The 14,622-nt window shown below is 29.7% G+C and carries 19 protein-coding genes; 10 read left to right on the top strand and 9 right to left on the bottom strand.

The window, feature by feature from the left end:
• Window positions 1–140 precede the first annotated feature (140 nt).
• The 10 genes from U9O55_01955 to U9O55_01910 all read left to right on the top strand — a co-directional run bounded on the left by U9O55_01955 (window position 141) and on the right by U9O55_01910 (window position 9,677).
• Window positions 141–1,178, top strand: coding sequence for a hypothetical protein (locus tag U9O55_01955; protein ID MEA2088585.1), 1,038 nt, complete (start codon window positions 141–143; stop codon window positions 1,176–1,178).
• 222 nt (window positions 1,179–1,400) lie between these two features.
• Window positions 1,401–1,550 carry a PEP-utilizing enzyme gene (locus U9O55_01950; protein ID MEA2088584.1) on the top strand — a complete coding sequence of 50 codons (150 nt, stop codon included), beginning with the start codon at window positions 1,401–1,403 and terminating at the stop codon, window positions 1,548–1,550.
• A 186-nt stretch (window positions 1,551–1,736) separates the two neighbouring features.
• A complete protein-coding gene (locus U9O55_01945) occupies window positions 1,737–2,948 on the top strand; it encodes a S41 family peptidase (protein ID MEA2088583.1) in 1,212 nt (403 codons plus the stop codon).
• A gap of 108 nt (window positions 2,949–3,056) precedes the next feature.
• On the top strand, window positions 3,057–3,491 hold the full coding sequence (gene rplI, locus U9O55_01940) for a 50S ribosomal protein L9 (protein MEA2088582.1): 435 nt from the start codon (window positions 3,057–3,059) through the stop codon (window positions 3,489–3,491).
• Window positions 3,492–3,605: 114 nt separating this feature from the next.
• Entirely contained in the window at window positions 3,606–5,222 is a 1,617-nt protein-coding gene (locus tag U9O55_01935) for a CTP synthase (GenBank protein MEA2088581.1), read from the top strand.
• A 4-nt stretch (window positions 5,223–5,226) separates the two neighbouring features.
• Window positions 5,227–5,697: a peptide deformylase gene (gene def, locus U9O55_01930; GenBank protein ID MEA2088580.1), complete on the top strand. Its 471-nt coding sequence runs from the start codon at window positions 5,227–5,229 to the stop codon at window positions 5,695–5,697.
• On the top strand, window positions 5,681–6,166 hold the full coding sequence (locus U9O55_01925) for a hypothetical protein (GenBank protein ID MEA2088579.1): 486 nt from the start codon (window positions 5,681–5,683) through the stop codon (window positions 6,164–6,166). Before def ends, U9O55_01925 begins: the two co-directional genes overlap by 17 nt.
• Before the next feature lie 6 nt (window positions 6,167–6,172).
• On the top strand, window positions 6,173–6,709 hold the full coding sequence (locus U9O55_01920) for a thioredoxin family protein (GenBank protein ID MEA2088578.1): 537 nt from the start codon (window positions 6,173–6,175) through the stop codon (window positions 6,707–6,709).
• Between the two features lie 108 nt (window positions 6,710–6,817).
• The gene (locus U9O55_01915; protein MEA2088577.1) at window positions 6,818–7,789 is read left to right on the top strand and encodes an NADH-ubiquinone oxidoreductase-F iron-sulfur binding region domain-containing protein; all 972 of its coding nucleotides are present in this window, start codon (window positions 6,818–6,820) and stop codon (window positions 7,787–7,789) included.
• Window positions 7,790–7,943: 154 nt separating this feature from the next.
• Window positions 7,944–9,677 carry a [FeFe] hydrogenase, group A gene (locus U9O55_01910; GenBank protein ID MEA2088576.1) on the top strand — a complete coding sequence of 578 codons (1,734 nt, stop codon included), beginning with the start codon at window positions 7,944–7,946 and terminating at the stop codon, window positions 9,675–9,677.
• A 139-nt stretch (window positions 9,678–9,816) separates the two neighbouring features.
• Here the strand turns inward: U9O55_01910 and sppA are convergent, their stop codons facing one another.
• The 9 genes from sppA to U9O55_01865 form a co-directional block, all read right to left on the bottom strand.
• Window positions 9,817–10,794, bottom strand: coding sequence for a signal peptide peptidase SppA (gene sppA / locus U9O55_01905; GenBank protein ID MEA2088575.1), 978 nt, complete (start codon window positions 10,792–10,794; stop codon window positions 9,817–9,819).
• Window positions 10,795–10,803: 9 nt separating this feature from the next.
• Window positions 10,804–11,034: a hypothetical protein gene (locus U9O55_01900; protein MEA2088574.1), complete on the bottom strand. Its 231-nt coding sequence runs from the start codon at window positions 11,032–11,034 to the stop codon at window positions 10,804–10,806.
• A gap of 4 nt (window positions 11,035–11,038) precedes the next feature.
• Window positions 11,039–11,455: a hypothetical protein gene (locus tag U9O55_01895; GenBank protein ID MEA2088573.1), complete on the bottom strand. Its 417-nt coding sequence runs from the start codon at window positions 11,453–11,455 to the stop codon at window positions 11,039–11,041.
• Window positions 11,456–11,504: 49 nt separating this feature from the next.
• Complete coding sequence (locus U9O55_01890) at window positions 11,505–11,807, bottom strand: hypothetical protein (protein ID MEA2088572.1); 303 nt, start codon at window positions 11,805–11,807, stop codon at window positions 11,505–11,507.
• A gap of 19 nt (window positions 11,808–11,826) precedes the next feature.
• The gene (locus tag U9O55_01885) at window positions 11,827–12,132 is read right to left on the bottom strand and encodes a hypothetical protein (GenBank protein ID MEA2088571.1); all 306 of its coding nucleotides are present in this window, start codon (window positions 12,130–12,132) and stop codon (window positions 11,827–11,829) included.
• Window positions 12,133–12,336: 204 nt separating this feature from the next.
• On the bottom strand, window positions 12,337–12,576 hold the full coding sequence (locus U9O55_01880; GenBank protein ID MEA2088570.1) for a DUF2283 domain-containing protein: 240 nt from the start codon (window positions 12,574–12,576) through the stop codon (window positions 12,337–12,339).
• Window positions 12,549–12,899, bottom strand: coding sequence for a DUF4258 domain-containing protein (locus U9O55_01875; protein ID MEA2088569.1), 351 nt, complete (start codon window positions 12,897–12,899; stop codon window positions 12,549–12,551). The genes U9O55_01880 and U9O55_01875 overlap by 28 nt, the downstream gene beginning before the upstream one ends.
• Before the next feature lie 242 nt (window positions 12,900–13,141).
• Window positions 13,142–13,441, bottom strand: a complete 300-nt coding sequence (locus tag U9O55_01870) for a helix-turn-helix transcriptional regulator (protein ID MEA2088568.1) — start codon at window positions 13,439–13,441, stop codon at window positions 13,142–13,144.
• Window positions 13,442–13,494: 53 nt separating this feature from the next.
• Entirely contained in the window at window positions 13,495–13,800 is a 306-nt protein-coding gene (locus U9O55_01865) for a type II toxin-antitoxin system RelE/ParE family toxin (GenBank protein MEA2088567.1), read from the bottom strand.
• Window positions 13,801–14,622 lie beyond the last annotated feature (822 nt).

Raw genomic sequence — 14,622 nt, 5'->3', positions numbered from 1 at the left:
TATAACAAGGGATATACGGTTCAGTCCTCGGCTCGCCCCTCACCCAAATTTTTCTTCCACTTCGTTTCAGAAAAACTTCGTATATCCCAAACGTTAGGCGAAATTTTACTTAATTTTTGTTTTTTAAGCTCAACTAAAACATGGGTAATAAAATTACTGAAAAATATTTTGAGCATGCCAATTTTGCAGACAATGAAAAACGAGTGCTCGAAGAAATAACGACCAAAATAAATTTCCAGCCAGAAAAAGAAATTTTTCGTGGCCAGATTTATGATAAAGATAAAGTCGGCAGTTTGATTTACAAAGGCGTTTGGCAGGATAATCCAACAGTGTTGAAAATCCAAGGACTTCAGCCAGATGTTGATGAGATTGACATGATTAGCAGGTTTAACGACCAGAACGAGAGCGCAAAAATCAGATTGCCGAAATTATATGATGGCTCAAAGTGGAATGAAAAAGACGGCTATGGCTTCTTACTTTTGGAATATGTTGACGCACCACAAATATATCAACCACCTTTTGCAAAGCAGGAACAAATAAAAGATTTTTGCGCTCTCTATCAGGAATACAGAGCGAAATGTTTGCGCGATCCATTTATTGAACGAGAGCCGAACGAACAAAGCAGTTTAGTCTTTACCGCCCAGCGTGTTTCACATTGGGCAAAAATTGCGCAAATCAAAGGACGTCTGGATGAAACTGAAGTTAAAAACGTGGAAAAATTTCTTTCTCTGGCTGGCAAACATTTGCCATCAATAAAAATGGAATTCATGCATGGGCATTTCACCTATGATGATATTTTTAAATTGTCCGATAAAGAATACGTATTGATGTCAAATTTGTTTTGGTCTTATCGTCCAGAATTCTACGATACTACTTTTCACCTTTGGGCGGGCATTAAAAGTTTGCGCGACCAAAATATAACCGTCGAGCAAATAATTGAATATCTGCAAAATTGGCTTGAAGAATATAAAAAACTACCAGTCGTAATACAGGATGCTGATTTTGAAAGAAAGTTTAATATGATGATGGCCGAGCGTTGTGTTGGTGCATTATTAGTGGATATTCAAAATCAGCATTACGATAGTGACCGCAGTAATTTTATTGCCCATTTAACTGAATTGTTTAGAGATTTGTTTAAGCACTTTGCGGATAAATTGGAAAAAACAAAAATTGAGTAAAACTCAAGGGGGCGTTGCGCTTTCACTACACTTCGTTTCGTTCACCCTCGTATAACAAGGGATAAAAGGAAAATTGCTCGGCTCGAGTTTTTCCCAAATTTTGCTTTCACCAAGACAATGTGATAAGATTAAAAAAATGATTTTTTAATTGCCACGATGACAACACCTGATTATATTATTCCAATAAAAAAAGCAGCAGGATTTATAACTGATGAATGAGGTATAACTTGCCACGCCGCCATAGTCGCCCGCGAGATGAATAAACCTTGTATTATCGGAACTAAAATCGCTACCCAAGTTTTGAAAGACGGGGATTTAGTGGAAGTAGACGCTAATAAAGGGGTTGTCAAAATTTTAAAACGCCAAAAATAATATTCTAACATTCTGCAGAATATTAGAATATTATTTTAAGAAGCTGTAAATTTTAATGTATTTTGATATAAAAGTGTATTTTTTTATATTCCGTTGTTTGAGCGGGATTTTTTAATTAAAATCAGCGCCTGTTGATTTTTTAAATTATTCTGATAGAATTAAAATAAAGTAAAGTTATAAAAAATTATGTTTAAAAATTTTTTAAAAGCAAGTTTAGCTATTTTTTTATTAATATTTGTTTTTCTTTTGGGATTAACGGTCGGGGAGGAACAAGATTTTAGAAAAACCATAACAGACGGCAAAGTAATAATTAACAAAAATGCTTTAAAAGAAAATTCAGGCAATAGTATTGATTTTAATCTTTTTTGGGAAGTTTGGGATATTATCCAAAATAATTATGTTGACGGTCCTGTTCCGAATGAACAGCTTTTTTACGGTGCGTTAGCTGGAGAAGTGGCGTCTCTAGGTGATCCATATTCAATTTTTTTAGATCCTGAAATATCTAAAGAATTTGAAAGAGAACTTTCTTCAGAGTTTGAAGGAATTGGCGCTGAAATAGGGATAAAAAATAAGATGTTAATAGTTATTTCGCCGTTGCCTGACAGTCCTGCTGAAAAAGCTGGTTTAAAGTCTGGAGACAAAATTTATAAAATTGACGGCAAGGAAGCAGTGCATTTAACTTTGAATGAAGCTGTGTCATTAATCAGAGGCGACGCTGGGACAAAAGTTGTGTTAACTGTTTTTCGTGAAGGAGAAGATAGCGAAATAGACATAGAGATAATTAGAAATAAAATTCATTTTGATACTGTAAAATGGGAAATAAAAAATAATAATATTTTATATGTAGAAATTTCTCATTTTAATTACGATACTGAAGAGCTTTTTAATAAAATGGCAAATGAAAATTTGAATAAAAATATCAGCGGAATCATTTTGGATTTAAGGGGTAATCCAGGCGGATTTTTAGATGTTGCCGTTGATATTGCCGGGAAATGGATTAGGAAAGGCGATGTTGTCGTGATGGAAAAATTCAGCGAAACCAATAAATTGTATCATAGGTCAGACGGCAGGGGCGAATTTGCTGGGATTCCGACAATTGTTTTAATTAACGAAGGTAGCGCTTCAGCATCAGAAATTATTGCAGGAGCTTTGCAGGATTATAACTTAGCGACTTTGCTTGGAGAAAAAACTTTTGGCAAAGGTTCTGTCCAGGATTTGCGATCTTTGAGCGATGGATCAAAAATTAAAATAACAATAGCAAAATGGCTCACTCCAAAAGAAAGGGCAATAGATATGGAAGGGATTGAGCCGGATATTGAGATTGAATTAACCGACGAGGATTATAACAACGATCGTGATACACAATTAGATAAAGCGTTAGAAATATTAAGAAAATGAAATTGACATTAAGTTTTTTTAGATATATTATTGAAGCAAACATAGTGCGGTTTTTATTTTTAAGGCTATGATTAATATGATTTAATAATTTTTTAAGATAACAATAATATGAAAGTTATTTTATTGCAAGATGTAAAAAATGTAGGTGATAGGGGGGAAATAAAAAATGTGTCTGACGGATATTTTAGAAATTTTTTGTTGCCAAAAAAGTTGGCTGAAGTTGCCACTGAAAAAACAATATCAGACATAAAAAAGCAGGATTTTAAAAACGCTATAAAAGCAGAAAAGGATTTATTAAGAACAGAAAAAATAGCTGAGAAACTTGATGGGCAAGAATTTATAATCAAAGCAAAAACTAACGAACAAGGAAAACTTTATGCGGCAATAAGCAAACAAGATGTTTTTAAGTTGTTAAATAAAAAAAAGTTTAAAATAAAAGAAGAGCAGATAAATATGGTTATTATAAAAGAGACGGGAGAATATGACATCGTTATTATTTTAAATCATGGATTAGAGGCGAGAATAAAAATAATAGTAGAATAATCCATTTGTCATTCCCGCGAAGGCGGGAATCTATATTTTGTGTAATAAATACTGGATTCCCGCCTTCGCGGGAATTACAATTCTATAATTTTGTAATTTTAAAAAAATATATCTATGAGAAAATATATTTTTGTTATTGGCGGTGTTATGTCAGGAGTTGGAAAAGGTATTACTTCAGCTTCTATTGGAAAGGTTTTGCAAGGCAAAGGGTTTAAAGCCACAGCAGTGAAAATTGATCCATATATAAATGTTGACGCTGGAACAATGAATCCGATTGAACACGGAGAAGTTTTTGTGACTAACGATGGTGATGAAACAGACCAGGACATTGGCAATTATGAGCGTTTTTTAAATCAAGACATTCCGAGCGATAATTATATGACAACAGGAAGAGTTTATCTTTCTGTAATCGAGAGAGAAAGAAATTTAGAATACAAAGGCAAGTGCGTTGAAGTTGTTCCGCATATTCCAGAAGAAGTAATTAACCGTATTAAAAAAGCGTCTTCAATCGCGAACGCTGATTTTACTATTGTTGAAATTGGCGGAACAGTCGGCGAATATCAAAATTTGCTTTTTTTAGAAGCAGCGCGAATGATGCATTTGGAAAATACGGATGGTGTTTTGTTTTTTATGGTAAGTTATCTGCCGATTCCCGACAAAATTGGAGAAATGAAAACCAAGCCAACCCAGCATGCCGTAAGAACATTAAATGCTTCAGGAATTCAGCCGGATTTTATTATTGCAAGGAGCAAAAGGCCGTTAGATGAGCCTCGCAAGAAAAAGATTTCAATTTTTTGCAATATAAAAAGCGAAGATGTAATTTCAGCTCCTGACATAGATTTGATTTATGATGTTCCTATTAATTTTGAAAAAGATAATTTAGGAGATTTGATTTTAAGAAAATTCAATATTAAACAACGCAACCATGATTTGATAGATTGGAAAAATATGGTTAAAAAAGCTAAAAGCGCTGAACAAAAAATAAAGATAGGAATTGTTGGAAAATATTTTAACACAGGCGATTTTATTTTAACTGATTCTTATATTTCCGTCATAGAAGCAGTCAAGCATGGAGCTATTTTTAACAAAATAAAGCCTGAATTCATTTGGCTTTCAACAAAACAGTTGGAGGACGAAGGAACGCGATGTTTAAAAAAATTGGACGGAATAATAATCCCTCAAGGATGGGGCTCCCGCGGGAGTGAAGGAAAAATAAAGGCAATAAAATATTGCAGGGAAAATAAAGTTCCATATTTTGGCTTATGTTATGGAATGCAGATGGCTGTTATTGAATTTGCCAGAAATGTTTGCAATTTAAAAGACGCTGATTCAGCTGAAATTAATCCAAAAACGCCATATCAGATAATTCATATTATGCCAGATCAAGAAAAATATGTAAAAGAAAAAAAATACGGCGGAACTATTCGTTTAGGCGCGTGGCCGTGCAAAGTAAAAAAAGGAACACGTCTTTATGATATTTATAATAAAGAAAAAAATATTTCTGAACGGCATAGGCATCGTTATGAATTTAACAATAAATATAGGGAGCAGGTTGAAAAAGCAGGATTGGTTATTTGCGGAACATCGCCAGACAACAAGTTAGTTGAAGCCATTGAATTGCCTGATCATCCATTTTTTATTGGAACGCAATTTCATCCAGAATATAAATCCCGTCCGCTTGCGCCACATCCGCTTTTTATTGAGTTTGTAAAAAAATGCGCTAAAAAATAATTTTATGATTTTAAATATTAAAAAATATCCAGATTCTATTTTAAGGAAAGAAGCTAAAGAAGTTGAAAAAGTTGATGATAATATAAAAAATTTGATTTTAGATATGACAGAAACAATGCAGAAATATAACGGCGCTGGGTTGGCGGCTCCGCAAGTCGGAGTCAGCAAAAGGATAATTATAGCAAATGACGGCAATGAAGATTTGGCGATTATCAATCCTAAAATAGTAAAAAAATCTTGGCGTAAACAAAAAGATAAAGAAGGATGCCTTAGCTTGCCTGGCTTGGAAGTTGAAATTAACAGAAGCAAAAAAATAATTGCGTCAGGCATCAGTTATTCAGGAAAAAAAATCAGAATAGAAGCTAAAGATTTGATGGCTCGGATTTTACAGCACGAAATTGATCATCTGAACGGGATTTTGATTATTGATAGATTAAATGAAAAACAAAAAAAAGAATATGAAAAAACTTTATAAAATTTTTGGAAATTTATATGGAGCGATTATTTTTTTGTTTTTCGCGATTTTGATTTGTTTTGTTTTAACACAATTTATTATCGGAAATAGTTTAAATTTTAATGAAAAATTTGCTTGCGAAGGTGATTTTTGTGATAGTAATAAACAAAGCTTTAATTTTAAAATTGACAAGAAAAGCTATTCTTTCGGCGACACAATAAAATTAAAAATTGATTTTAATAATTTTGCTGTTGGGGAAAATATTGGATTAAGAGTAAAAGGGATAAAAGCAAAAAATGGATTGTTTAAAATAAATAAATCAAGACAAGTAGAGATTAAAGGGAATCCTTATCAGATAATTTATAATGTCAAAGTTCCTTATTGTTCAAAATGCAGCGGTATTGGAAAAGGCAAGCATTCCTTAGAGGTTGCGATTATAAAAAATGGAAAAATTATTGAAAGCAAAAATGAAAATATTATTTTGAAATAATTTTTTATGAAAAAGAAAATTTTTATTTTATTTATATTCCTGTTTTTATTAACAGGTTTTTTTACATCAATAAAGGCTTCGCAAAATGATAATAATGAAGTTGAACTTTATTTTTTTTGGGGAGATGGTTGCACTTATTGTGAACAGGCAAAATCGTTTATTAAAGAATTAAAACAAGAATTTCCAAATTTAAAAGTAATGTCTTATGAAGTGAATAAAAATGAGGATAATTATAAATTTTTTAGAGCAATGTCTCAAGCATATAATATAGAAGAAGGAATTCCGCTTTTTTTAACTGAAAATAATTTTTTAGCTGGATATAATAAAAGTTCAGATGATTATTTGCGAAAAATAGTTAAAGATTGCGTAAATTCAAATTGCGATTCGCCTTTGCTAAAATTAAAACAAGCAAATAGCAACGATATTATTTTTGAAAACGAAAATAGACAAGAACAAGAAAATAATAATAAAGCTTTATTATTATTTATTATTATTTTTATCATTATAGGTTTTGTTTTTATTTTTTTTAAAAAGAAAAAATAATATTTAAAAATTTGTTGATTTTTATTTTAAAAATGTTTTTATAAGGCGTTTTTTTTGTTTTACAATAGTATATATTTTTGGTATTATGTAATTATTAAACATTTTTTTATGGATATTATAACCAGAATTAGAAAAGCAAATTTTTTAGGCCGTGGCGGCGCTAATTTTTCTACCGCAAAAAAATGGGAGATGTTTAAGAATGAAAAAATGGATAAAAAGTATATTATTTGCAACGCGTCAGAGGGCGAGCCAGATGTTTTTAAAGACGAATATCTTATTGCTAATTTTCCAGAAGAAATTATAAATGGAATTAAAATCGCTTTGGACTTTTTTTCTAACAGCCAAGCTTATATTTATTTAAGAAAAGATTTGTATTTAAAATTTGGTTTAAAATTAAAAAAAATAATTAAAAAAGAAAAAATAAAATTGTTTAAAGAAACAGGCGGATATTTATGCGGTGAAGAAACAACTTTGATTTCATCAATGGAACATCAGAGACGCGAGCCAAAAATAAAGCCTCCTTATCCTTTGCAAAAAGGATTAAAGGGAAAGCCAACATTGATAAATAATGTTGAAACTTTTTATTACATTAGTAAAATAGCGAAACAAGAATATAAAAAAACAAGATTTTATTGCATTAGCAAAGATGCTAAAAAACAAGGCGTTTTTGAATTGCCAATAGATTGGAGCGTAAAAAAGATTTTACAAAAAACTAAAAATTATCCAGAATATGATTTTTTCGTTCAGGTAGGCGGAGGCGCCTGCGGAAAAATTGTTTTTGGCAAAGAGCTGAATAAATCAGTATGCGGAACTGGAGCTATCATAGTTTATAACGTGAAACAAGATTTAATAAAGTTGATGCAAAAATGGGTAAATTTTTACATAAATGAAAATTGCGGAAAGTGCGTTCCTTGCAGAGAAGGATTTTACAGAATTAGAGAAATTTTAAACAGTAAAAAAATTGATTGGAAATTATTAAAAGATATTTTAGAAGTTATGAAAGAAACCAGTCTTTGCGGACTGGGAACTTCAGCGCCAACAGCGTTTTTAAGTTTAATGGAAATGATGAAATATAGATAAAATTTTATTTTTTTATTTGTCATTCTGAAAAATTTTTGAACGACAGTAAAAAAATTATCCAGAATCTGCAATATTAAAATAATGCTTTATAAATAATCATATAGATTCTGAATCCCTGCCTGTCGGTAGGCAAGAAGTTCAGAATGATATTATTATGCCAAAAATAATAAATATTAAAATTAATAATAAAAAAATAAAAGCTCAAGAAGGAGATACTATTTTAGAAACAGCTTATAAAGCTGGGATTGAAATTCCACATCTTTGTTTTCACCCAGACACAGAAGTAAAAGCAAATTGCAGAGTTTGTGTCGTTGAAATAAAAGGAAGGAAAGATTTGCCGACTTCTTGCTCAACAAAAATTGAAGAAGGTATGGAAATAAAAACAGAATCTTCGCGAGTGGCAAAAGCGCGAAAAATAAATTTAGAGCTTATTTTCTCTGAGCACATTGAAAAATGCGGAACTTGCCCAATGAATTTTAATTGCAAATTATTAAACTATGCAAAAAAATATAATCTAAAAATTACTCGTTTTAAAGATAGGAAAAAAAATCGCAAAGTTTATAAATTTGGCAATGCAGTTGAGCTTGATTCAAGTCAATGCATTGATTGCAGGAATTGTGTTGATATTTGCGAACAGCAAGGTGTCGGATTTTTAAAATTAAAAAATAAGGGGCATAAAATTGAAGTTGTTCCGGTTGATGATGGCAAGCATGATTGTGTTTATTGCGGGCAGTGCGCTGTTCATTGTCCTGTCACAGCTATTCAAGAACAATTGAATTATAATGAAATAGAAAAAGATTTAAAAAATAAAAAAAATAAAATTTTAGTGGCTCAAATTGCTCCATCAATTAGAACTTCAATTGGCGAAATGTTTAATCTGCCGTATGGCAAAATAATGACAGGGCAGCTGATTTCCAGCTTGCGAGCCTTGGGCTTTGATTATGTTTTTGATGTAAATTTTGGAGCTGATGTTACAACCATTGTTGAAGCCGAAGAACTGGCAGAAAGATTAAAAAATAAAAATTTTGTTTTGCCAATGTTCACATCTTGTTGTCCAGCGTGGGTAAAATTTGTTGAATTTTACTATCCAGAGTTTATTCCAAATTTGACAACATCGCGCTCTCCGCATATTCATTTAGCTGGGATAATAAAAACTTATTGGGCGAAAAAAATAAAAGTTGACCCTAAAAAAATTGTTGTTGTTTCAATTATGCCTTGCACGGCAAAAAAATATGAATCATCAAGAAAAGAATTATGGCTAAATAATAGACCGTTAGTTGATTCTGTTTTAACAACAAGAGAGTTGGGATATTTGCTTCATAAACATAAAATAGATTTAACAAAAATCAAACCAACAAAATCAGACAATCCGCTTGGTGAACATTCAGGCGCCGGAGCGATTTACGGAGCAAGCGGAGGAGTTATGGAATCTGCTTTGCGAACAGCAATGTTTTTATTAAATAAAGAAAAATTAAAATCAATTAATTTTAAACAAATAAGAGGCCAGCAAGGAATTAAAAAAGCCGAGGTTAAAGTAGGGAACAGAAATTTAAAACTTGCTGTCTCTAATGGTTTAGGAAACGCTAAAAAAATATTAGAGGAACTAAAACAAAATCCGCGTGAATATGATTATGTAGAAATAATGGCGTGTCCAGGCGGATGTATTGGCGGAGGCGGTCAGCCGATTCCAACAACTCCATTGCAAAGAATAAAAAGAGCTGAAAGTTTATATCAAATTGATAAAAAGAAAAAAATCAGGGAAGCGCACAAAAATCAAGAAGCGAAAAAAGCAATGAGCTGGCTAAAAAAAGACAAGAAATTGGCGAGTCAAATTTTACACACAAAATATCACAAAAAAAATAAACCCGAAGGATTTAAAATTTTATAACAATTTTACTTTAAAAAAATTACCCCGGTTTTATTAAAGGGTAATTTTTTATTATTTTTCTACAATTATTAATTCTATTCAACTTCGCCAACGCTTATTTTTCTAATATTATCATTTATAAAACAATTAATTTTATTGTCTACCAGCAAATTTTTATATCCTTGTTAATCTTCTCTTTTAAATATTCTTCAACTTCATCTATTCCGCCGATTTTGTCAATCAATCCATTTTCCAAAGCCATTTGTCCAAGCATAGACGAACCGTCTGCTAATTTTCTTACTTTTTCTATATCTAAATTTCTATTTTCAGCAACATCTTTTATAAAATTTTCATGAATAATTTTAACATCCCGCATAATTAATTGTTTTTCATCTGCTGTTAAACTTTTATTATGGTCAAACGCATCCTTATATTTGCCAGAACTTAATTGATTGTATGTTAATCCGTCTTTTTGATTTTTTTTAACATTATCTAAATAAGACATAGTAACTCCAATGCTTCCAACATCAGAATTTTTAGACGCAAAAATAATATCAGCTCCAGTAGCCGCGTAATAAGCCGCTGAATCTCCATATTCTCTAATCAATGCAACTGTCGGCTTTTTGGCTTTTTTCAACGCGTTTGCCACTTCTTCGGCAGCTACGGGATATCCGCCACACGAATCTATTTCTAAAATTATTGCTTTGATATTATTATCTTTTTCCGCTTTTTTAATTTCTGAAATTATATTTTCCGAAGATGTTTCATCAGCAATTTGTTGGCATTCTCCATAAGAACATTCTAAATTTTCATTTTGAATATATGTAATCAAATAGCCATGCAATTTAATTACAGAAATATTACAATTATTTTTTTTATCTTCAGGCGTAAAATAATATTCATCTAAATGATTAATAATGTTATCACTAACATTATATGCTATTTCTTCATTTGACTCTTCAATAGAACTATCGTAAAAAATCATTATAATTATAAAAACCGCAAACAGCGCTAAATTAAATATTTTTAAAAATTCTTTAACTTTTCTCCAATTATAATTTTTTGGATTAAATCTTGAATAATTGATCTGGAATTTAAAAATAGAGCAAGGTAAAATTTGTTTTAATTTTTTGAACATAAATTTTTTTTATTTTTTCAATAAATATTTTGTCGGACGATTTCCTTTATTAAATTCAGTAGCTGTTAAAATCACTATTTCGTTATATTGGCTTAATTTTGTATTATCGCAATAGTCAGAAAACGCGCCAAATTTATTAGCGTCTAATCTTAAATCTTTTGGCGAAAAAGATTTTTTATATGGGTCTATCCCTTCTTGTTCAGCCGCTTCTTTAATTATTTCTTTTGTTAAAATTGCCATATGATTATTCGTGAATATAAAAATTATGATAAATTGACCAAGGATCTGGAAAAAAATCATCAGATTTTCTTTTTAATATTATTTCCACCCAACTATCTTTATTTCTTTCCCTAATCCAGACATCAGCAAAAATATATTGATCAACCATCATTTGTAAATACAACGAAGATATTTTTTTATTTTTTTTAATTTCTTCTAATTTTTCAAATATTTTTTTACTATCAATATCATATTTTTTAAAATTCCCTCTTTGAAATTGCAACCACTCTGTCGTATTATAAATATCTATTTTTTTCAATATTTCATTAAAATATTTTTGATATTCTTTGATCTCGCTTTTTTTAATTTTATAAAATTTTGGTTTGCGCAAAATATAATATTTCCAAAATGATTTTAAATAATTTTTGATTTTTTTAGTCATTTTAATTCTTCTTAAAAATTTAAAATATATATCTTATAAAAAATTAGGATCATTTATCATTCATTCTTTTATATTCATCTTTGGTAAAAGGCATCCATTCCCATTTATGGTTTCCTTTAATCAATGGCACAGCTGATCTAATTTTACAATTTTTTGAACATTTTTTTTCATCTTTTTCATTTGAATAAAAACCAGTATCATCTTCAGGAAACCAGCACCAATTACAGGTACCACATTCATAGGCTTCTGTAAACTCAAAAAAAGGATTTTTAAAGGCGTCTGAATTGCACTTTGGGCATTTAGCGTCTGGTATTTTTTTTCCATTTTTGTCTAATTTATACCTTAAAAACATAAATTTTATAAATTTAAAATCAACTTATTTTGCCTATATTTTCTACTTTCCATTTTGCTATTTTCAATTCCTGCTCTGTGAATAATTTTTTGTATTTATCTTGCAGCACCAACGCTTCAACTGACAAATATAATATGTTTAACTTATCTAATTTTTTAAATCCATATTGAATAGAATTTTGAGGCGCTAATAATTTTTTTGCTGTTTCAATTCCGCCATATTTTTGAAGCATCTGAAAAAATATAGTTGGATTATATCCTGCTTTTTTTGTTTTATGATAAGATTGCCATATATCTTTTTCAAATTCTTTTTTTAGATTTTCCATAAAAATATATTTTTACAAAAAAGGTCTCCAGTCGACGGCAACCCTTCCTGCCTGTCCGGCGGGCAAGTCGGATTGCCCAATGCTCTTTCAGACAAAGAACACTCGCATAGTACCGATCAGAAGACCGTTTCTACACGAGTGGATTTAAAACCATGCTTCAAACAAAAAGCCCGAAGTTTAGGTTACTAAATTTTATTTTAACAATTACTGTAAAAACACCTCAACAGGCAATGATTTAACAGAAGCGCCCCCATGCTTAAAAAAATTCAACTTCTCAAATCCGATTACTTTGCCTTTTTTATCTTTATTTAAAATAACCTCGTCTCCTGTTTCTTCAGAAATAAATTCTTTTTTAGGATCCTCAAACCAAACATTCAATGTATTGCCGAATGAATCATAATAAACTTTAATTGATTTTAATTTTTGTTCTTTTGTTTTTTCCATATTTGTTCTCCTTCTTTAATTTTATTAGTTATATAAACCGTTATAATAAAACCATCTCCATTTTTATGTTTTACAACAACGCATAAATAATTTTTACAATATTTTTTATAATAAAGAAAAATATTTTTATCTGAATTACTAACCCTTATTATATCTGGTAATTTTAATGTTTTTTGCGCTTCTTTTTCTTTGCCTTTAATTGACGGATGCTTAACAACCGTAATTTTTTCCCAATAATTTTGAGTTGTTTTTATTTGTTTATTCAAAACAGATTTAACTTGAAATAAATTTTTTCTTTCATCATTTTGGATAACCGCTCGCATATTTTATATTTTTTAATAATTTTAATCGCTACAAATAATAAAAATCAAATAATTGTTTTTATATGAATAGATTTTAACCATACTTCAGACAAAAAGCCCGAAGGTTAGGTTAATAAATTGTTTTTCATTTTTTATTAATAGAATATCATATTAGACAAAGAAGTCAATAAAAAAAACAGAATCAAAAAAACAGTATGGTAATACATATTACCATACTGTTTTATATTTCTGTCGCTCATTTCTTATAACAACCGCGTTTTTCCGATCCGAAATTTGAGATCCAAATTTTTGGCTATTTCATAAACCAAATCCACGCCGACATTAATCTGTCCGTTTTCAATTTTGGAAATTTCCTTTTGGGTGGTTTTTATATTTTGAGCCAATTTCTGCTGGCTTAATCCTTTTTTAGTTCTGGCATCATATATTTCAGCCGCCAGCAAAATCCTCGCCTTTGCTTCTTGGGAGTATTTTTTAAAAAGAGGATGTTTTCTGGCTTTTGCCATAGCATCATATTTTGGTTTGCTTTTATTTATATTCTTCATAATTTTGGTTCTTAATAAAATCCTGATAATATTCCTTTGTCTGTTCTAATATTTTAATAATTTTTTTTATCTATTTTTTTCTTTAATCCTTTTTCATACAAATCAGGTTTTTCAAAGGCGTTTAACAAAACCAATTTTTCCTGATGATAACAAAAATAAAAAATTCTAATCAAGCTACTGCCGTCTTTAACTCTTATCTCGTGAAATTTGTATCCTCTAATTGTTTTGGCGATAGGCGGTATCGGTTTTGCTTTATTTTCGGATATAAATTGTATTGTTTGGTCAATAAAAGCAAGTGTCTTAATCTTATGATTTTTTCGTTTTTCAGTATCGTTTGGTTTTAAATTATATTTAAACAAAAATTGTTTAACCGGAGAAATCCGTAAATTTAAATTATGATAATAAATTACTTTCATTGTTGTCTTATTTATATTATAGCTTATCGGATATAACTGTCAAGCTTCATAAATCTCCGTAATTTAAACCATATTCCAAACAAAAAGCCCGAAAGTTAAATTACTAAATTGTTATTCAATTTCTATCAACAGAATATCATATTTAACAAAAAAATCAATAAAAAAAATAGAAACACAAAATTTTGTGTTTTTTTTATTTGTATTAAAAAAATTTAATTTGCCCAACAGCTAATGTTGGGCATCTTTTTTATATTTGTTGCAAGAGGCTATAATAAGTTGAATAGATATAGAAAATATAACTATTAAATAAAAATACATATCGCTTTTCCTTAAATGAGCAAAAATAGTATCAGCCACAAAACAAATTCCAATAAGACTGTTAAATATAATTGTGTATTTGATTGAAAAATTGTGTATCCTGTTTGTTTGTGAATATAAAAAAGAATAAAAAAACAAAAATAAAAAATAGCTTATAGAATAAGCCACCATCAGAATTCTGCTTGGTGAAAACCAATAAGCTATTATATAAGATATAAAAATAAAAGGAGACAATGTAATTAGAGATATATTAAATGTTTTTAAAAGATTATTTTTTATTGTAATATATTTTTTAATAAAATTAATATTTTTTTAGATAGCTTTAAAAATAAATTTATTGTGTTACTATTTAGCTGAATTTATTTTTTGGTAATATTTTTTTCTTGTTTTAAAATTTCCATTGTGGTTTTGATTACTGTATCGGGGTTTAAGGAAATGCTGTCAATT

Source organism: Patescibacteria group bacterium, assembly GCA_034660655.1.
GTDB lineage: Bacteria > Patescibacteriota > Patescibacteriia > JAACEG01 > JAACEG01 > JAACEG01.
This window is presented reverse-complemented; position numbering and strand designations above follow the sequence as displayed.